This is a genomic window from Rothia uropygioeca, assembly GCF_004136585.1.
Taxonomy (GTDB): domain Bacteria; phylum Actinomycetota; class Actinomycetes; order Actinomycetales; family Micrococcaceae; genus Rothia.
Window position 1 is genome coordinate 263,233 of the sequence record NZ_NOIR01000003.1, and the last position, 19,689, is coordinate 282,921.

The window sequence follows — 19,689 nt, forward strand, 5'->3', positions numbered from 1 at the left end:
AGGAACCCCCATGGCATCACCTGGTTCAGACTCGTCGGCGGCGAGTCGTTCACCCGAGGCCGCACAGAATCAATTCGAGGCGGAACAAGAAGGCTTCAAAAAGGGTTTGAGCCCTCGTCAGCTACAAATGATCGCGATCGGTGGCTCGATCGGAACGGGACTGTTCCTGGGGACGGGTGGGCGGCTCCAAAACGCCGGACCAACCCTGTTCATCCTGTACGCCGTGGCCGGATTCTTCGGCTATCTCATCCTCCGGCAACTGGGCGAGCTCGTGGTGCATCGCCCTTCCTCCGGGTCGTTCGTGTCCTATTGCCGCGAGTTCTTCGGGGAGAAGTCCGCATACTTCACCGGATGGATGTATTGGCTCAGTTGGGCCACGACCACGATCGTGGACGCGACGGCCATGGCGATCTACGTGAAATGGTTTGGGCAGTACATCTCCTTCATCAATGCGGTCCCCCAGTGGGCTCTGGCATTCCTGGTGATCGCCGCGGTGACGGTCATGAACCTCATCTCCGTCAAGGTCTTCGGCGAGATGGAGTTCTGGTTCGCGATCATCAAGGTCAGCGCGCTCGTGATCTTCATGATCGTCGGCATCCTGTTCGTGATCTTCGGATCCCCGTCGGGGGATCCCACCGGATTCACGCTGATTTCGGAATCCGGCGGAATGCTGCCCAATGGTTTGCTGCCCGCGCTCGTCGTCTCGCAGGGTGTCGTCTTTGCGTACTCCGGTATTGAGCTTGTGGGCACAGCATCGGGCGAGACCCAGGAGCCCGACCGGGTCATTCCGCGCGCGATCAACTCCGTGATCCTCCGCATCGCCGTTTTCTACGTCGGCTCGGTCCTGCTTCTCTGCCTCCTGCTGCCGTATACGCAGTACAGCGACGACGAATCGCCGTTCGTGACATTCTTCGCCTCGATCGGGGTGGATGCTGCGGGGCCCATCATGCAACTTGTGGTGATCACCGCGGCCCTGTCCTCGCTCAATGCCGGGCTGTACTCGACGGGCCGAATCGTCCACTCGATGGCGATGGCCGGTTCGGCCCCACGCTTTGCCCAGAAGCTCACCAAGGGCGGTGTCCCGTTCGTGGGTATTCTGTTGACCACGGGTGTCGGTATGCTGGGCGTGATCCTGAACTACCTCGTCCCTGAGGCGGCATTCGAGATCGTGTTGAACATGTCAGCGGTCGGAATCATCGTTGGTTGGGCCGCGATTACTTTGCCGCATCAGAAATTCGTGGCCCTGGCCAAAAAGGGCCTCTACCAGCGACCGAAATATCGGGCCCCGCTGGCCCCTTTCACCAACTGGATCACGATGCTGTTTCTGGCGGCCGTGATGGTGCTAATCGCTTTTGACTACCCGGTGGGTACCTACACCCTTGCGTCCATGGTGGTTATCATTCCGCTGCTGATCATCGGATGGTTCCTGGTCCGTCGTCGGGTCATGGAAGTCGCCGCACAGCGCGAGGGGTACACCGGTCAGTTCCCGGTGGTTGCTCAGTGGCCGACGACCGAGGACAAGGACGCTCCGTTCGACCACGGCAAGTCCAACACGACCATCCATCTCGACGACGAATAACGGGTTTTCCCTGACAACCGAGGACCTGAGGGGTCGGTGGATGCAGCACTGCGGGCGCATTTCCGGGTAAGCTACGGCCTTGAGCCGATCGAGTGAGGTAGGGCACATGGTGTCGCTATGGGGCCTCCCGGTCGGTGATGTTTCGAGTCGAGCGTCCCTCCTTGACTCCCCTCGCTAGGGGAGCGATGGAGTGGATGCTCCCTGAACCAAAGGGTTAGTCAATGTCATCGACATTTTCTTCGGGGGGCCCGTCGGGCAAGGCCCACGGAAAATCCAATCAATTCATGGCCGCGGAGGATGCCGGCCTGCGGAAAGGACTAGGGGCGCGCCAGCTCCAGATGATTGCGATCGGCGGTGCCATCGGCACCGGCCTGTTTCTCGGCGCCGGTGGCCGTCTCGCCTCCGCGGGTCCTTCCCTCTTCATCATTTACGGTGTCTGCGGTTTCTTCGGGTACCTGATGTTGCGTTCACTGGGCGAGCTGGTCTGTCACCGCCCGTCGTCCGGGTCATTCGTCTCCTATACGCGCGAGTTCTACGGGGAAAAGGCCGCGTACGTCTCCGGCTGGCTGTACTGGCTCAACTGGGCCATGACCGCCATCGCGGATGCGACGGCCATCGCGATCTACGTCCGATGGTTCGGTCGGTACAGCGAGGCCATTGCGAGCATTCCCCAATGGGTTTCCGCTCTTGCCGTTGTCGCGATCGTTGTGGGAGCCAACCTGATCTCCGTCAAGGTCTTCGGGGAAATGGAATTCTGGTTCTCGCTCATCAAGGTCGGCACGCTCGTCCTGTTCCTGGTGCTCGGCATCATCTTCGTGGTCTTCGGGTCGCCGACTGGACAGCCTACGGGTATTTCTCTCATCACGGATCATGGGGGTCTGTTCCCCTCCGGTGGCATGGCCGCGCTTGTGGTGATTCAGGGCGTGGTGTTCGCCTACGCGGGTATTGAGCTCGTGGGAACCACGTCCGGCGAAACCAAGGATCCGGAGAAGGTTATTCCCAGGGCCATCAACACGGTCATTCTCCGTATTGCGGTCTTCTACGTCGGCTCCGTTCTGCTCCTGTGCATGCTGATGCCGTACACCGCGTACAGCGAGGGCGAATCACCCTTCGTTACTTTCTTCTCCTCGATCGGCGTGGATGCCGCCGGGCCCATCGTGCAGCTCGTCGTCATTACGGCGGCTCTGTCCTCGCTCAATGCTGGCTTGTACTCGACGGGTCGGATCCTGCACTCCATGGCGATGGCCGGTTCGGGACCTCGATTCGCCGCCAAGTTGAACGCATCGGGTGTTCCCTTCGGAGGAATCCTCCTGACCGCGGTTGTTTCACTGCTGGGTGTCGTGCTGAACTACCTCGTGCCGTCGCAGGCCTTCGAAATCGTGCTCAATATTTCCGCTATCGGGACGATGGCCTCATGGGCGGCTATCACTCTGTCGCACCAGAAGTTCGTCCGCCTGTCGAAGCAGGGGCTCTACACCAGGCCCCGGTACAGGGCGCCGTTCGCACCGGTGACCAACTGGTTGACGGTCGCATTCCTGGTTTCGGTCGTCATTCTCATGGCCCTGGACTACCCCGTGGGGACGCTGACCCTGGGGTCCATGCTGATCGTAGTCCCTCTCCTCATCGTAGGGTGGTTCGCCGTCCGGAAACGCGTCATGGAGCTGGCGGCCCAAAGAGAAGGTGTCACCGGCGCCTATCCCATAGTTGCGGCACGGCAGGCGGTTGACGCGCAGCAACGGCACGAGGCCCAGAAGGCCAGAACCGTGATCGCTCCGGACATCTACGCCGGAAACGCTGACAACAAGGAGTAGACCGAACGTCCGCTCTTGTCTCAGCGATGATATGTGGACGACGGCGATCCGGAGTGGGCCCGCTCATCCGACCATCGGGTGAGCGGGCGCATCCGCGAGGTGCAACAAAGGTGCCGGTTGCGCCGAAGCCTCGGAGGGATCCTCGTATCGATGAGGACGGGCTACCTGACCACCGAGCTCAACAGCAGACTCGTCTCGCTGTTTACGACTCCGGATATGCCGCGGATGCTCTTGAGGACGGCGTCGAAATCCTGAAGATCCACGCACTGCAATTCGGCCACGAGATCCCACCCTCCGTTGGTCGTGTGGAGCGCCAGAATCTCGGGGAGCCCACGCAACTCGTCGATCACGTGATCCGTGGTTCTGCCTTCGACTTCGATCAGAGATATGGCGCGGACCTGCGAAGCCTCTGCATAGTCTCGGACACGCACGCTGAACCCCACGATGATTCCCCGGGCGGTCAGCGAATCAATGCGTTTGGTGACCGTCGCCCGGGAGACGTCGAGTTCCTGAGCCAGCGCTGCAATGGAGGCACGGCCGTCCTTGCGCAAGGCCGCGATGAGTCGTCGATCCAGATCTGAAGTCTTCGCCATATCCATAATGCTAATCCGTATCGAACAATCTGAATACCTGAGGGGCATTCTGGATGAATTGAGGCCATTTCGGTTCAATAGTGTGAATACTAGGCTCATGGTGAATCCAGAACTCGTCAGGAGGAGGAAAAACATGACGCAATTCGTCGATGTTCAGAACATGGCGCGGTGGATCCAGCGCGACGGTGTGGAGGCCATCATCGAGAAAATGATCGGCTACCTTGAGCATGACTTTGGTCGCTGGGCCAAATTCGACAAGACCCCTCGGATCGCGAGCCACACCCCTTTCGGCGTGGTCGAGCTCATGCCCACCTCCGATGGCGAGTTGTACTCCTTCAAGTACGTCAACGGCCACCCTTCTAATCCCGCTCGCGGTTTCCAAACCGTCACGGCCTTCGGCGTGCTGGCCGACGTCGACAACGGCTACCCGACGTTTTTGGCCGAAATGACCCTGTTGACGGCGTTGCGGACCGCGGCGACGTCGGCCATGACCGCCCGAAAGCTGGCTCGTCCCGACTCCAAGAGAATGGCTCTGGTGGGGGCGGGCTCGCAGTCGGAGTTCCAGTCACTCGGGTTCCGCGCGGCGCTGGGCATTGAGGACCTCACGGTCTACGACGTCGACCCCAAAGCGGTCGAGAAGCTGCGGCGCAACCTCGAGCCGCTGGGCTTCCGCATTACGGCGGCCGACTCCGTAGATGAAGCGGTGGCCGACGCCGACATTGTCACGACCTGCACCGCGGACAAGGCGCAGAACACCATCCTGGCCACCCGGCATGTCCGCCCCGGAATGCACCTGAATGCTGTGGGCGGCGACTGCCCCGGCAAGACCGAGCTGGAGGCGGCCATCCTCGACCGGGGCAAGGTGTTCGTGGAGTTCACTCCGCAGACTCGAGTCGAGGGAGAAATCCAGCAGATGGACCCCGATTTCCCCGTGACCGAGTTCTGGCAGGTCCTCAACGGTGAGGCGGAAGGTCGGACATCGGAAGAAGACATCACGATCTTCGACTCGGTCGGATTTGCGATCAACGATTTCTCGGCGCTCCGCTGCGTCCGGGACGCTACGGCCGATTCGCCGTTGCAAACCTATATTGACATGGTCGCGGATCCCGATGACCCCAAGGACCTCTTTTCGCTCGTCAATGCGCTAAAGCCCGTGGGATAAGGGCCCACCCTTCTCGGTCCTCGAAAGACCGTGTCGCGCGCAGTGTGGTGTGCGGCACGGTCCTTCATATTTGTGGGTAACATATTCGACACATCGAGCCGATAATGTATCGGACTAACTCGCACACTTACGAGGTTTCCTAAGAGAAGGTAACTAACCCATGTCATCCAAAGCATCCCGCGCGGAGGTCGAGCCTCAGAGCCACGGCACCGGGCAAACATTCAATGATGAGCAGGCGGGGTTTCACAAGGGACTGGGCCCCCGTCAGCTTCAGATGATCGCTATCGGCGGAGCCATCGGTACCGGTCTCTTCCTGGGGGCCGGAGGGCGCCTCCACAGCGCGGGCCCCTCACTGTTCATTGTCTACGCAATTTGCGGATTCATGGGCTACCTGATTCTGCGCAGCCTCGGTGAACTCGTGGTCCATCGGCCCTCTTCAGGATCCTTCGTCTCCTACTCGCGCGAATTCTTCGGCGAGAAGGCCGCGTACTTCTCCGGCTGGATGTATTGGCTCTTCTGGGCGACCACGGCGGTGGTGGACGCGACCGCGATCGCTATTTACGTGCGCTGGTTCGGGCAATACTTCGACTTTTTCGGGGCGATTCCTCAGTGGGTCATCGCTTTCCTCGTGGTGGTGATCGTGGTCGCAATGAACCTGATCTCCGTGAAGGTCTTTGGCGAGATGGAATTCTGGTTCTCCCTGATCAAAGTCGTCGCCCTGCTGATCTTCCTGGTGGTGGGCATCATCTTCGTGATCGTGGGTACGCCGAACGGTAACCCCACGGGCTTCCAGCTCATGTCCGATAACGACGGAATCTTTCCGAACGGATTGATGCCGGCGTTGATCATCACCCAGGGTGTCGTCTTCGCCTACGCAGGCATCGAGCTCGTGGGCACGACATCCGGCGAGACCAAGAACGCGGAAAAGATTATCCCCAAGGCCATCAACACCGTGATTTTGCGTATCGCAGTCTTCTACGTCGGTTCCGTTCTCCTGCTCTGCCTGTTGCTGCCGTACACAGCTTTCAGCGAGACAGAGAGCCCCTTCGTCACGTTCTTCTCCTCGATCGGGGTTGACGCTGCCGGGCCGATCATGCAGCTCGTAGTGATCACGGCCGCACTCTCGTCCCTCAACGCCGGCCTGTACTCGACTGGTCGCATCATGCATTCGATGGCGATGGCCGGTTCTGCGCCCAAATTCGCGCAGAATCTGACGCGTTCAGGCGTTCCCTACGGCGGCATTTTCCTGACCGCAATCGTTGCTTTGCTCGGTGTGGTGCTCAACTACTTCGTCCCGGAAAGCGCCTTCGAGATCGTGCTGAATTTCGCCTCGATCGGCATCATGAGCGCTTGGTTGACCATTACCATCTGCCACATGAAGTTCGTCTCCCTGACCAAAAAGGGACTGTACCGGCGACCGGATTACCGCGCCCCCCTGAGCCCGTACAGCAACTGGCTGGTCCTGTTGTTCATGGCCGGAGTCGTGGTTCTGATCGCTATGGACTATCCGGTGGGCACGTACACGCTCGGATCCATGGTGATCGTTATTCCGGCCCTCATCATCGGGTGGTTCGCGGTTCGCGGGCGGGTTCTCGAAATTGCGGCCGAGCGCGAAGGAGTCACGGGTCTGCATCCCGTCGTGGCCCAGCGCCCCGCGGCGAAAGGGCGGAACAAGTCCTAGTCCGTAGCTGGCCGCAGCGCAATGGCCCCGTGGCGTGTTCACGGGGCCTTCGCTGTTCGAGCACCGGTCTCGTGGGGCCTGGGGTTCTAGGCGCGGGCTAAGATTGCATCATGCGTAATGTCAGCCTCCGGTCCTCCCGTCTTGCCCTCGATGCGCCGTGTGCCAACGACGTCGCCGCCATGGTCGACGCATGCCGGGATCCGGAGATTCCTCGGTGGACCGGATCGGTTCCCGATTCCTATGAAGAAGACGACGCCCTCGAATACATCGAGGGCGTCGTCGCTCCCGGGTGGAAATCAGGAAGCGTATTGACTTGGGCTTTCCATATCAGGGATGAGGTCGATGGGCCGGACACGGGGACGCTGGTCCAGGTTCCGCGCGACGCCGCCGATCAGGTTCCGGGAGAGGGTGAGAACGTCGGACTCTTCGCGGGACTGGTGTCACTGTCCATGACAAGTTCCCGGACGGCCAGTATGGGAGTGTGGGCGGCGCGGGATGCCAGGGGAGGAGGCTTTACCGCGGAGGCGTGTGAGCTGGTTCTGGATTTCGCTTTCGGCTCGCCGGCTCCCCAGGATCCGAAAGATCTGCCCTCCGGTTTGGGCTTGAGCCGGGTCGAATGGCGAGCCATGGTCGGAAACATTCCTTCGGCCCGGCTGGCCCAGCGGCTCGGATTCTCTTACGAGGGCCTGTCGCGCCGGGCCCTGACCACCGTCAACGGAAGATTGCTCGATGTGTGGATCGCCGGATTGCTCACGGAAGACCCCCGAGGTCCGGTGCGCTGGCCCGAACATATTTTCGAAAAGTAACTAAAGCATTTCGAACACAGCCTGAGTATTTTCGCTTCCGGATCGCATTGGTGAACATAATTGTGCAGGTAGGACACCGGTATTTCATGCACTGACCTTAATGTGTAGTCACGCTTTGATTTCGAAACTAGATTTCTTGTATCAAAACGTGACTATTTCTATATAAAATCAGTGTGCCTCGGTGTCGACGAATGACTCCTGGGCACTTTATTTCATCGTCACTCGTCAGTACTGCGAATGGAGCCCTCCATGGGTCTATCTATGCCTACTCAGTCTCTTTTTGGCCAGTCCGCCGGCCGCAAATACACGCCGCGACATGCGGGGCGGCGTCAGTCCTTGGTGCAGAGCGTTGCCCACGGCAGGGCGGCTCGCGTAGCCGTTGCAGCATCCGCGTTGGCCGCCACGGCACTGACCGGGTCACAGGTTCAGGCTCCAGCAGCGAGCCAGGCGGCGCAACAGGATATCGTGCAGGTCAGCCAGGGCCAGCGAATGGCCGATACCCAGCGCCTTCTGGACGGAATCAATGCTTACCGCAGGGCCCATGGCCTGAACCCGGTCAAATTCTCCGCCCGCCTGACGCAGATCGAACAGCAGCATTCGGACGACCAGATCACCGCCGAGTCTTTCTACCACACGAATAATTTCCTGACCGACTCACGGGCTGGGCGATACTCGCATGCCAATGAGGTCATCGCTCTGACCTACCAGCGAGACGTTATGCAATTGCTCGCGTGGTGGAAAACGTCGCCTGCGCACAGTGCGGCCCTGCTCAACCCAGGAGCTCAGGTGGTCGGTATCGCACTGACCTATGCGGACGGCAGCCTCTCCCGCACGGGTCAACCGTGGAGTCTTCTCGGCACGGTTAACCTCTACGGATACGCCAACGGCGGGGCTCCCGAGGATGCTTTGACCACGGTCAGTGGCGCCGGTTATCAACCCCAGACGTCCGGCGCATACAGCACCTACGGTGCCGTCGGCTCGGCCTACTACGGCAATGGGGGACCGGCGGCTTTCGGCAAACCGACCATGAACGAAAGCGATGCGACCGGTGGCCGGTACCAAATCTTCCAGGACGGCCGCGGCCGCCGTCACAAGTTCTTGTGGACCCCGCAAACCGGTGCGCACTACGTCAAAGAGTACGGGGCGATAGGTGCCTCGTGGTCACGGCACGACTACGAAAGGGGATTCGGATTCCCCACGAGCAATGAGTATCACTATGGGAACGAGATGAGACAGAACTTCTCGAATGGATATGTCCTGGGCTGGAACATCGCCGACGGGGTCGTGCGCGTCTACCGCTGAGGGGCATCCACAACATAGAGTTGGTTGGTGACCTCGACGAAACCTGGACCCCAGCTGACCCGTGCCGTTTTGTTCCTGATGTGCCTGGCCACCGGCCTGTGCGCTGGGGGCAACTACTTCAACCAGCCTCTGCTCGAAGAGATCTCGCAGGCGTTGGGCGTCAGCAGTTCTACCGCGGCGACGTCGGTGACGGTGGCCCAGGTTTCCTACGCCGTCGGACTGGTCTTCCTGACCCCTCTCGGTGACCTTTTCGAGCGTCGGAAGCTGACGGTCGGCCTCATTGGGCTGACGGCGGTCGGGCAACTGGTCGCGGGTTTTGCGCCCGCTTTCGGCGTCTTCATGATCGGTATCGCGGTTGCCGGTCTGTTCTCTGTCGCGGCCCAGATACTGGTTCCGTATGCTGCGATCCTGGCCGAACCGGGCAAAGGCGGCAAGGCCGTTGGCACCGTGATGTCCGGGCTACTCGCCGGGGTTCTGATAGCCCGTGCAGTTGCGGGGATCCTGTCCGATATCGGCGGGTGGACCTTGATTTATCACGTGGCCGCTGTCCTCATGATTCTCGTGGGTATCGGCCTGTGGAGAGTCCTCCCACCGTCGTATCCCGAGAATCCGCCGAGCTACCTCGGACTGTTCACGTCGATGGCAAGGCTCATCCGGCGCCATCCCCGGTTGCGAACCCGGTCCCTCATCTCCGGGATTTCCTTTGCCTCGATGAGCGCTGTCTTCGCGACGACGACGCTCCTCCTGGCTGACGACCCCTTCCGGCTGAGCCCCACGGCCATCGGTCTGGTGGGCCTCACGGGCTTGGCGGGTGCGCTCATGGCCAGTGTCGCCGGAGGCATGGTGGACCGGGGCCTCGGCCGCCGAGCGACCGTCCTGGGGTTGATTGCACTGGCCCTCGGCTGGGGAGCCTTCATTCTGGGCGGACACAGTGTGTTGTGGTTCTGCGTCGGTATGGTCCTCACGGATGTCGGCGTGCAGTTGGTGCACATCATCTCCATGAACACCGTCTATACCCTTGATGCGTCCGCGCGTGCCCGGCTGAACTCGGTGTACATGACCATGTATTTCGTCGGGGCCGCGGTGGGGTCTGCGGTCGGTGTCTGGGCCTGGAATACGGGTCACTGGGCCGGGGTCTGCATTGCGGGGCTCGTGATGACTGCCTTGTGTGTGCTCGTCTGGTTGCGTGACGTGCAACTGGAGAACCGCCAAGTCGGTTCTGAACCCGAGGGCCTTGAAAAGTGATGCTACTTATATAGCCTTGTGACCTATATCTAAAAATTTAGTTTAAGGTCCATCATGAAAAAATTGAACCACTTGTGTGGGTTCGCGGGTTTCGGGGCAATCGGTGTCTTGGTCCTCGTGGGCTGCGGAATGGGCGGGTCGAGCAGTTCCGACGAATCGAGTCAGAAGACATCTATCTGTATGGAAGATGCGTCGGACAAGACGTCACTGGATTCGGCTCCCAAGACCGACTGGAAAAACAGCTTGAACGGTCTCAAGGTCCCCTCTTCCAAAGAATTCGGACCGGAGAAAGTCGGCGACGACAAAGTCCCTTCCTGTTTTCAGCACTCTCCCGAAGGCGCCCTCTTTGCAGCGACGAATTACAGTCTTCCGGTCATCGCCCAGGACTATGGGGTGATGTCCAAGATCATCCGTGAGCAGGCGCTGGACAACGACGCGCGGAACCAGGTGGCCAAGAAATTCGAGGATCAGAATTCCTCGGCCTCGGCATCCAGCGAGGCTGGGGACTTTCAGGTCGCCGGCTTCAGGATAGAAAACTATGCCGAAGACAAGGCCACCGTGAAAATCCTCGTTTCCATCTATGGCGGTGCCGGATACGGAGAACTGACATTTACGGTCCAGTGGGACAATGACGACTGGCGTTTCGACGCGGATGCGGATACGGAGGATATTTCCTTCAGGCAGGTTCAGGGCCCCGACGGATACACCGAATGGGGTCCGGATGAACAGGGAGGATCCTCGGGCCCTCAGGGCTCCTGATCTGGTGCGATGCTGATCCCAACGGATCGTCCGGAAAAGGCCGACATTCGCCGAGGCCTACAACCTCGGTCCATGTCGGCCCATGTGTGCGGTTACGCCGTCCGCTGGCGCTTCGAGGAGATGACCCCCGTATTGAATCCAGCCAAATGAAGACCACCGTGGAATCGTGCGTGCTCAATCTTGATGCACCGATCCATCACGACATTGAGCCCGGCCTTTTCGGCGATGGCTGCGGCTTCTTCGTTCCACGAGCCGAGCTGCAGCCACAAGGTCTTGGCCCCCACTCTGACGGCTTCTTCGGCTACTCCCGGGAGGTCGTCGTGTCGGCGGAAGACATCGACGACGTCCGGCACCTCGGGGAGATCTTCGAGCGATGCGTAGACTTCCTGACCGAGAACCTTCTTCCCCTTCTCTGCGAGGATCGGGTTGATGAAATAAACACGGTAAGGAGAGCTGGACAGCAGATAAGTCGAGACGAAATACGAGGCTCGCGCCGGCTTGTCTGACATCCCCACGATCGCGACGGACTTCGTGTTGTGAAGAATGTTGAGCCGTTCGGGGGCGCTAGGGCCGACCCAGGTGCGTTCGGTTGCGACGGGCTGGTTGGTCATTGTTCAGAGACCTTTCTGTGCGGCGGACTCTCGGGTCAGACCTGTTGCTGAGGTCAGTGCTTGATCCAGGTCCCACAGAATGTCTTCCGGATCTTCCAGGCCGACCGAGATTCGGATCAGGTCTTCGGCCACTCCTCCGGCAAGAAGCTGCTCGGCGGAGAGCTGCTGGTGTGTCGTGGTCGCTGGATGAAGCACGAGGGTTCGGGCGTCGCCGATGTTGGCCAGGTGGCTCGCGAGCTGGAGGTTCTCGATGAAACGACCGCCAACTTCGCGGCCCGACAGGCCGTTGGCCTCCGCCACTCCGAAGCTGAATACGGAGCCAACGCCAAGAGGCAGGTACTTCCGTCCGCGCTCGTAATGCTGATGTTCGGGCAGGCCCGCGTAGTTGACGTAGGCAATGCGCGGGTCGGCGTCGAGCCACTCGACGACCTGTTGGGCATTGGCCAGGTGCGCGTCCATGCGCTGGGGGAGCGTCTCGATGCCTTGGATGAGCTGGAATGCCGACTGCGGGGCCAGTGAAGGTCCGATGTCGCGCAACTGTTCCGAACGAAGCTTGGTGAGGAACCCGTATTCGCCGAAGTTCCCCCACCACGAAATGTCGTTGTAGGACGGGATGGGCTCGGTCATCGAGGGAAAGTTTCCGTTGCCCCAGTCGAATCGCCCGGACTCGACCACCACGCCGCCCAGGGTTGTGCCGTGGCCCCCAATGAATTTGGTGGCCGAATGGATCACGATGTCGGCGCCGTGTTCGATCGGGCGGACAAGGTAAGGAGTTGAAATTGTCGCGTCGACCACGAGCGGGATCCCGGCCTCATGGGCCACCTGGGCAAGTCCTTCGAGATCCGCGACCTGACATGCGGGATTGGAGACCGCCTCGGTGTAGATAGCCTTGGTGTTTTCCTGGAGCGCATCCTTGAAGGCTTGCGGGTCCATCGAATCGATGAATGTGGTCTCGACGCCGAATCGTCGCAGGGTCACATCCAGCTGGGTCACCGTGCCGCCATAGAGCTGCGCCGAGGAGACGATGTGGTCCCCGGCCTGGGTCAGGGCCGCGAAGGTGATGAACTCGGCCGCCATGCCCGAGGCCGTCGCGACGGCGCCGATGCCTCCTTCGAGAGACGCGACCCGTTCTTCGAAGGCCGCAACCGTGGGATTGCCGAGCCGAGAATAGATGTTGCCGTATTTCTGCAGAGCGAAGAGATTCGCGGCGTCGTCCGAATCCTTGAAAACGAAGGACGTGGATTGGTAGATCGGAACTGCTCGTGCACCGTGCTCGGCGTCGGGGGTTCCCCCGGCATGGAGTGCGCGGGTTCGGAATCCGAAAGTGTGTTCGGCCATGCTGATCCTCTTCGACGGTCGATGCTCGCAGTGAAGCGCTTGGGTCTCATCGTCCGCGCCAGGGTGGCCTGCCTGCAACTGTTTCGATTGTTTCAGGACTTATTCCGTATGTGACGGCGCGCCATGACGAGCGCGGAATACCGGGAGATTGAACGCCAGAATGCTGGCTTTCCGGCCTGACCAGGACAATTGCAGTTTCCGCAAATAGTTGGATTTCATCAGCACCCTGATTACTCTTGGACAAAGCGTCGGTACTCACTGACTGCGTCAGTCATCACACTAGGAACACCATGAGCGATTTTCTTCGCCAACGGTGGGGGCAGATTCTGTTCTCGAGTTGGCAACACATGAGCCTCGTGGTGCAGTGCCTTGTGCTCGCAACGGTCATCGCGATCGTTCTGGCCGCGCTGTGCTATCGAAGCCGAGCGCTGACCTCCGTGGCGAACAACGTCTCTGCGGTCGGCCTCACCATCCCCTCCTTCGCCTTGATCGGCCTCCTCATAGTCCCGTTGGGTTTCGGTGTGGTTCCGGCCGTCGTCGTGGTCACGTTCTTCGCGGTCCTGCCGATCCTGCGCAATGCCGTCGTCGGTCTCGCAGGCGTCGACCAATCGACCATCGAGGCCGCACGCGGTATCGGTATGAGTCGAGTGAAAACGTTCTTCCGCGTCGAGCTTCCACTGGCTTGGCCCGTGATTCTGGCAGGGATGCGGGTCTCCGCGCAGATGACCATGGGCATTGCCGCCGTCGCGGCCTATGCGCTCGGGCCCGGCCTGGGCGGTTACATATTTTCGGGCTTGTCTCGCCTCGGGGGAGCAAACTCCCTCGAATCCGTCGTGACCGGCGTCGTCGCCGTGATCATCCTCGCCCTCATTCTCGACGTGGTGCTCATCCTCGTCGGCCGCCTGACCACTTCAAGGGGTATCCGTGTCTGAGAACACCCATAGCAACGCCACTTCCGCCCACGCCGCTGCCCAGAGCACAGGAGCCGCACAGGCGACGTCGCCCGTGAGCGACGCGCAGACCGACACGTCTTCCGCCGGGAGCGGCCGCCACAAAGGCGCGTCGATCCTGATCGAAAACGTCACCAAACGATATGGCAGCGGCAAGAAGCCTGCCGTGGATCAGCTGACACTGGAGATCCCCGCAGGGCAGATCATCATGTTCGTCGGACCCTCTGGCTGCGGCAAGACCACGACCCTAAAAATGATCAACCGTCTGATCGAACCCACCGAGGGCCGGCTGATTCTCGGCGGGGAAGACGTCACCAAAATCAACGGCGACAAGCTGCGCCGCAAGATCGGATACGTGATCCAGGCCGGCGGGCTCCTGCCGCATATGACCGTGGCCAACAACATCGGCCTCGTTCCCAAGATGCTCGGTTGGGATAAGAAGCGCATCGCGGATCGCGTCGACGAGCTGCTGGACCTGGTGTCCTTGGACGCCGATACTTACCGCGATCGTTACCCGAGGGAACTCTCCGGCGGACAGCAGCAGCGTATCGGTGTGGCTCGTGCGCTGGCCGCCGATCCGCCCGTTCTGCTGATGGACGAACCTTTCGGCGCCGTTGACCCGATCACGCGTCAGCGGCTCCAGGACGAGCTCATCAACATTCAGCACGAACTGCACAAGACAATTGTTTGCGTCACCCACGACTTCGACGAAGCCGTCAAGTTGGGCGATTGGATCGCAGTCTTCGACGAAGGCGCGCGGATCGTTCAGTACGACACCCCGGAGCGTATCCTCGCTCATCCCGCGAGCGAGTTCGTGGAGGACTTCATCGGCTCTGGGGCTGGACTCAAGCAGTTGGGACTCGCCCGCGTGGGCGACGTCGACCTGATCCCCGGCGTGATCGGGCACCCTGGACAGGACGCACGGGAGCTCGAGGGGCATGTCGATAAAGCAGGGTTCAACACCGCCGTGGTCCTGGACGAGCGTGAACGCCCGTTGCAGTGGTTGTCGAAGGAACAGCTCTCTCGGATAACCAAGGTGCCCACCCAGCAGGACCCGGACCTTCCCATTGTCAGCACGCGATCAACCCTCAACGACGCCCTTGACACGATGCTCGTGGCGAGTACCGGCGAGGCGCTCGTCCAAGGCGGACGCGGTCGGTACAAGGGAATCATCACCGTTGAGACGGTCATGAAGGCCATTACGGAACTGAGAAGTTACAACCCCGGCGACTACACACCGGTCGGCAACAACACCGGGGAAATCCCGGTGGCCGAGGTCAGGGACTCGGTTGAGTCTTCGAAAGCTTCCCAGGACGGCGCAGAGCAGAACGCGGGTTCGGATGCCGGTGGGGGTTCGACCGCAGCGGGTTCCTCTGCCAGCGGAAGGCGCGGCCCCGGGCAAGAACCGTGGAATGAAAGCGGTGAGCGTTCATGAGCCAGACCGTGGAGACGGCCGGACTCGATACGAGCCGCCGCCAGTGGGCTGGCCTCGTCATCCAGCCGGTCGTCATCATCCTCGCATTGGGCGCCATCATCTGGTGGCTCAACCAGGCCGACCTGACCGATCCCGAACAAGTGACCCTGGACCCCAAGAATCTGCTGAACCTGACGTGGCAGCACCTCCAACTGACCGTCGTCGCCGCCGTCGTGGTCCTGATCCTGGCCATCCCGATCGGTGTGCTCCTGACCCGCAAGCCCTTGCGGTGGCTAGGGACGCCTTTCATGGCTCTGGCAAACCTGGGCCAGGCGGCCCCGCCCGTCGGCCTGATCGTGTTGTTCGCGTTCTGGCTGGGTTTCGGTTTTCAGGCCTCCGCCCTCGCACTGATCCTGTACGCGTTCCTGCCCGTTCTCAAGAACACCATGGTGGGGCTCGATGCCGTGGACCCGCGCCTCGTGGAATCCGCGCGAGGTATGGGCATGAGCAACATGGGCGTCCTGCTGAAGGTCGAACTCCCCCTCGCGATCCCGGTGATGCTGGCCGGCATCCGCACCGCACTCGTGCTGCTCGTGGGCACGGCAACACTCGCGACATTCGTCGACGGCGGTGGCTTGGGGCTTCTGATCACAACCGGCGTCAACCTGTCCTTGAACAGGGTGCTCATTACCGGATCGTTGCTGGTGGCCCTCCTCGCGCTGAGCGTGGACTGGATTGCTCGCGTTTTCGAGCAGGTCGCTCGACCGAAGGGACTCTAGACATGTTTGGAAAGAAGAAGACCAGGCTCGCCGCGTTGGGCGTGATCGGGATGTTGGCCTTGAGCGGTTGCGGCCTGCAGCCGGCGACATCGACTCTCCCCGATTTGAAACCCGGAAGCATCAAACCGATCGATGGTGCGGGCGACCAAAAGGTCACGGTCACGTCCAAGAACTTCACCGAACAGCTGGTCCTCGGCAAGATTGCGGTTCTGACCGCGGACGCGGCGGGGTTCGACGTCTCGGACATGACCAACGTGCCGGGCTCTCAGCCTTCACGCAATCTCATGGTCAGCGGACAAGCACAACTCGGGTGGGAGTACACGGGTACCGCATGGCTCACCTACATGGGGGAGACCGAAGCGATCCCCGATGCACAGCAGCAGTGGGAAGCCGTCAAGAAAGCAGATGAGAAGAACAATCTCACCTGGGGCAAGCCTGCGCCGCTGAACAATACGTATGCGTTCGCAGTCCGCCAGGAATTCGAGGATAAGTACGGCGTCAAGAGCCTGGACGACATAGCCAAGGTACCCGTGAATGAACGTACGTTCTGCGTCGAGTCCGAGTTCAATTCGCGCAGTGACGGATTCAACCCGATGTTGGAAAAGTACGGTCTTCAGCGGGGTGCGCCGGATGGTGTCCCGGAGAGCAACGTTTCGGTCATGGACACCGGTACGGTGTACGCGGCCACAGCCAAGGGCGATTGCAATTTCGGAGAGGTCTTCACGACCGACGGGCGCATTCCGGCCCTCAACCTCACGGTTCTCCAGGATGACCGTGAGTTCTTCCCGAAGTACAACGGCTCGCCCGTCTTCAACTCGGATCTGGTGAAGAAGTACCCGGAACTGCAGGAGCGCTTCGAACAGGTTTCCAAGCTGTTGGATGACAAGACAATGCAGAACCTGAACTACAAGGTCGATGTCGAGGGGCAGGACCCTGGTGACGTCGCTCTGGACTGGATGGTCGATAAAGGTCTGGTCGGGAAGAAATAGCTCGTTTTGTCGAAATACCTGAAACGCCCCGGTTCGGTGCTCGATCCGGGGCGTTTTTTGCGCCCGGCCCGTTCTCTGGCGCGGTGGGGTGTTCAGAGTCCGTATTGCCTCTTGACGAATTCTTTGTAGAGGACTCCGTAGAGGGGTGGCGAGCCTTTGAGAAGGGCCCCGGCGAGGGCATATACCGGGCGGGTCATGAGGCACCGCAAAAGCAGGGTGCAGTTCATGGCGTTCTGGCAGGCGGCGACATGGGATTCGAGGGCTGGTGGATTCAGCCTCAGCGCGGCCTGTGCAGAATTCAGGAACGTCAGAATCCACGCCGCGGCCAGCGCGTTCTTCTCCCGGTAGGAGCCACGGTGCGCCTGGGTCCGTTCCTTGAGAAATTCCATGAACCGGTAACTCTCCGAGATCGGCGGGACCGAACCCCACGTGATGGACTTCGGGTTGACCGAGTACAAGTGGAGAGAATCTTGGATGTAGACGACTTCTCTGGCGCGTTGGTACGCGGCGATTGAGAATCCAGAGTCCTCGACTCTATTGAGAAGCGGAAATTCCAGATCCTCCAGGGAAGAAACACGGAAGATCTTGTCCCATGCATAGGGCGTGAGCTGATCCCGCATGAGGTTGATCATGGCTTGGCGTCCCGTGAAGATTCCGGTGGTCCCTCGTACGCGATATCGGTGCGTCCCGTCGGGATACAGGACGTCATGGCAACAGACCACGACGTCGGTCGAGGCGGTTGTCTGCGCGTGCATTTTCTCGAGAAATTCCGGATGGTAGACGTCATCGGAGTCCAGGAAGGCAACCCATTCTCCCCGCGCTTCCCGCATTCCGCGATTCCTGGACCCTGCCAAGCCAAGGTTGTGGTCGTTGACGACGTACCGGACGCGAGGATCATCGATGCTCGCCAGGTGCTGGCGGATCACACGGTCGGCGTCGTCTGGGGACGCGTCGTTGATCACGACGAGTTCGAAGTCCGGATCGGTTTGAGCGGTTACGCTTCTGATCGATCGAATGACGCTCGATGCGGTGTTGTAGACCGGCAGAATGACGCTGGTTCTGGGGGCCATGGACTCACCTGTGTGCGAGGGTGACGTATATAACAGCGAAAGTATACCTCGGAAGTGTACCCGTGGGTACGCGTCAGTGTGTCGGGGCTATTGCGCTGTATCGGCCGCGGTGCCTTCCAATCGCCTCAGAATCTCGGCCAAAGCGAAATAGCCCTCGGTCTGCTCGTGCCACCCCGTTCGGATGAGGGCTTTGCTGACTGCTTGAGGGGAAATGCCGAGCGCATCGGCGATGGCACGGTGCTGTCCGCGGACCCCTGGGACAAGGAGGTCCACAACGCGCCACTCGGCTTGGGTCCTCGTGCCGACGAGTCGGGAAAGCAAACGTGCGACGCCGGTCGCAGCATCGGCAAGCCGCGGATCGGGGGCCTCGACCGCGATATTTCGAAATGCCGCATTGGCTTGGGTTGGTCCTGCAGCGCACCGATCACAAGCCGCACGCGCGTAGGCCAACGTGGTTCCGGCATCCTGGTCGGAGGCGTTCCCCGCGGTGCCGAGCCCCACCATGACTCCGGGCTGCCGCAGGGTCGCAAGGGCGGCATCGAGCGCGGCTTCCGGAGCGGAGAATACGGCGCTGAGCTTTCCCGCGGACGAGACGGTGAATTCTTGGATGTACCGGTCGGCAGAGGGGAGTGAGTTCAATCGGTTGGCGAGGACACTGGAGTCAGGTGATTCGATGATGAGGGCGTACATGTACGGCTATTATGCCCGGACAGGATCAGGAGATGGTTTTTTGCAGTGATCCGCGCAGGGCGTCGAAGTGGGAGTTCAGCAGAAGCGCGGCTCGTTCCTTTTCCCCGTTCCTCACGGCTTCGAGAATGTCTCGATGGGCTTGGGCGTTCTTTTTGGCAACAGGAATAGATTGGCCAACCTGCTCCCTGATCTGTCCATATACGGACCAGAAGACTTCCAGAAGGCTGGCCAGAAGCCCATTGTTCAAGGGGGCGAAGAGCAGACGGTGGAATTCGTGGTCGTGTTCCGCGTTGAGTGCACCGTCTTCGGCTGACTCTTCCATGCCTTGAATGCATTTTTCGAGGGCAGCATGGTCCTCCGCGGTCATTGCGTCCATGGCGGAGCTGACCAGCGCCGATTCGAGGGCCTGACGGACCTCGACGACCTCCATGGCCTCGTTCCCATGGCCCTGGAGGGACATGCGGGCATGGAATTCCAAGCCCATGGCCAAAGCCTCGAGGTTCTTGTGGGCCACGAACATTCCGTATCCGTGCCGTACCTCCACCACGCCCATCGACTGCAGTACTTTGAGCGATTCGCGGACCGTATTGCGTCCGACGCCGAGCTCTTCGACGAGTTCGTATTCCGTGGGCATGGGGTCGCCCGGCGTGAGGCCGCGGTCCAGGATGATCGTCATGATCTCTTGCTGGAGGGCACGCATACGATCGGCAGCGCCGACCCGGCGTTTCGAGGTGTAATCCTTCGGTTCCATGCGTTCTCCTCGTCGATGGTCGAACTTTGTGGATCTTATCGTGGTCCCGTCATCGCTCGATGGGTGGCCGTCCGCCACAACAAACGTGATGTTGACAACAGGATTCTATGTGGCTAAATTTACACACCAAGCATAGGACATCCTACATCCCATCTCCTC

The 19,689-nt window shown here is 60.5% G+C and carries 18 protein-coding genes; 12 read left to right on the top strand and 6 right to left on the bottom strand.

The genetic code is table 11. The annotated features are described in order from the left end of the window. Positions 1-10 precede the first annotated feature (10 nt). Entirely contained in the window at positions 11-1,579 is a 1,569-nt protein-coding gene (locus EWR20_RS09270; protein ID WP_129360375.1) for an amino acid permease, read from the top strand. Between the two features lie 284 nt (positions 1,580-1,863). Further along, the gene (locus EWR20_RS09275; protein WP_238147698.1) at positions 1,864-3,390 is read left to right on the top strand and encodes an amino acid permease; all 1,527 of its coding nucleotides are present in this window, start codon (positions 1,864-1,866) and stop codon (positions 3,388-3,390) included. 161 nt (positions 3,391-3,551) lie between these two features. On the opposite strand, the gene EWR20_RS09280 is transcribed toward EWR20_RS09275, so the two are convergent. Further along, a complete protein-coding gene (locus EWR20_RS09280; protein WP_129360377.1) occupies positions 3,552-3,983 on the bottom strand; it encodes an Lrp/AsnC family transcriptional regulator in 432 nt (143 codons plus the stop codon). 133 nt (positions 3,984-4,116) lie between these two features. Between EWR20_RS09280 and EWR20_RS09285 the strand changes: the two genes are divergently transcribed. From EWR20_RS09285 to EWR20_RS09310, 6 genes are all read left to right on the top strand, one after another. Then, the gene (locus EWR20_RS09285) at positions 4,117-5,145 is read left to right on the top strand and encodes an ornithine cyclodeaminase (RefSeq protein WP_129360378.1); all 1,029 of its coding nucleotides are present in this window, start codon (positions 4,117-4,119) and stop codon (positions 5,143-5,145) included. 160 nt (positions 5,146-5,305) lie between these two features. Then, positions 5,306-6,826 (top strand): amino acid permease, encoded by a 1,521-nt coding sequence (locus EWR20_RS09290; RefSeq protein ID WP_129360379.1) that lies wholly within the window; start codon positions 5,306-5,308, stop codon positions 6,824-6,826. A 110-nt stretch (positions 6,827-6,936) separates the two neighbouring features. Next, positions 6,937-7,632, top strand: a complete 696-nt coding sequence (locus tag EWR20_RS09295; protein WP_129360380.1) for a GNAT family N-acetyltransferase — start codon at positions 6,937-6,939, stop codon at positions 7,630-7,632. Between the two features lie 261 nt (positions 7,633-7,893). Beyond that, positions 7,894-8,934, top strand: coding sequence for a CAP domain-containing protein (locus EWR20_RS09300; protein WP_165001006.1), 1,041 nt, complete (start codon positions 7,894-7,896; stop codon positions 8,932-8,934). A gap of 27 nt (positions 8,935-8,961) precedes the next feature. Continuing rightward, positions 8,962-10,179 carry an MFS transporter gene (locus tag EWR20_RS09305; RefSeq protein ID WP_202864800.1) on the top strand — a complete coding sequence of 406 codons (1,218 nt, stop codon included), beginning with the start codon at positions 8,962-8,964 and terminating at the stop codon, positions 10,177-10,179. A 54-nt stretch (positions 10,180-10,233) separates the two neighbouring features. Further along, positions 10,234-10,938, top strand: coding sequence for a hypothetical protein (locus EWR20_RS09310; protein WP_129360382.1), 705 nt, complete (start codon positions 10,234-10,236; stop codon positions 10,936-10,938). Positions 10,939-11,030: 92 nt separating this feature from the next. Here the strand turns inward: EWR20_RS09310 and EWR20_RS09315 are convergent, their stop codons facing one another. Both EWR20_RS09315 and EWR20_RS09320 read right to left on the bottom strand, forming a co-directional pair. Beyond that, complete coding sequence (locus tag EWR20_RS09315) at positions 11,031-11,549, bottom strand: CoA-binding protein (RefSeq protein WP_129360383.1); 519 nt, start codon at positions 11,547-11,549, stop codon at positions 11,031-11,033. A gap of 3 nt (positions 11,550-11,552) precedes the next feature. Beyond that, a complete protein-coding gene (locus EWR20_RS09320) occupies positions 11,553-12,887 on the bottom strand; it encodes an O-acetylhomoserine aminocarboxypropyltransferase/cysteine synthase family protein (protein WP_129360384.1) in 1,335 nt (444 codons plus the stop codon). A 290-nt stretch (positions 12,888-13,177) separates the two neighbouring features. On the opposite strand from EWR20_RS09320, the gene EWR20_RS09325 reads away from it, so the two are divergent. From EWR20_RS09325 to EWR20_RS09340, 4 genes are all read left to right on the top strand, one after another. Continuing rightward, positions 13,178-13,819 carry an ABC transporter permease gene (locus tag EWR20_RS09325; RefSeq protein ID WP_129360385.1) on the top strand — a complete coding sequence of 214 codons (642 nt, stop codon included), beginning with the start codon at positions 13,178-13,180 and terminating at the stop codon, positions 13,817-13,819. A 73-nt stretch (positions 13,820-13,892) separates the two neighbouring features. Then, positions 13,893-15,272, top strand: a complete 1,380-nt coding sequence (locus tag EWR20_RS09330; RefSeq protein ID WP_129360543.1) for an ABC transporter ATP-binding protein — start codon at positions 13,893-13,895, stop codon at positions 15,270-15,272. Further along, positions 15,269-16,030, top strand: a complete 762-nt coding sequence (locus tag EWR20_RS09335) for an ABC transporter permease (protein ID WP_129360386.1) — start codon at positions 15,269-15,271, stop codon at positions 16,028-16,030. Before EWR20_RS09330 ends, EWR20_RS09335 begins: the two co-directional genes overlap by 4 nt. A 2-nt stretch (positions 16,031-16,032) precedes the next feature. Continuing rightward, positions 16,033-17,019 (top strand): glycine betaine ABC transporter substrate-binding protein, encoded by a 987-nt coding sequence (locus EWR20_RS09340; protein WP_129360387.1) that lies wholly within the window; start codon positions 16,033-16,035, stop codon positions 17,017-17,019. A gap of 92 nt (positions 17,020-17,111) precedes the next feature. Here EWR20_RS09340 and EWR20_RS09345 read toward each other — a convergent pair whose 3' ends face one another. From EWR20_RS09345 to EWR20_RS09355, 3 genes are all read right to left on the bottom strand, one after another. Continuing rightward, a complete protein-coding gene (locus EWR20_RS09345) occupies positions 17,112-18,089 on the bottom strand; it encodes a glycosyltransferase family 2 protein (RefSeq protein WP_129360388.1) in 978 nt (325 codons plus the stop codon). 87 nt (positions 18,090-18,176) lie between these two features. Further along, positions 18,177-18,779 (bottom strand): recombinase RecJ, encoded by a 603-nt coding sequence (locus EWR20_RS09350; protein WP_129360389.1) that lies wholly within the window; start codon positions 18,777-18,779, stop codon positions 18,177-18,179. A gap of 25 nt (positions 18,780-18,804) precedes the next feature. Further along, the gene (locus EWR20_RS09355; protein WP_129360390.1) at positions 18,805-19,530 is read right to left on the bottom strand and encodes a FadR/GntR family transcriptional regulator; all 726 of its coding nucleotides are present in this window, start codon (positions 19,528-19,530) and stop codon (positions 18,805-18,807) included. Between the last annotated feature and the right edge of the window lie 159 nt (positions 19,531-19,689).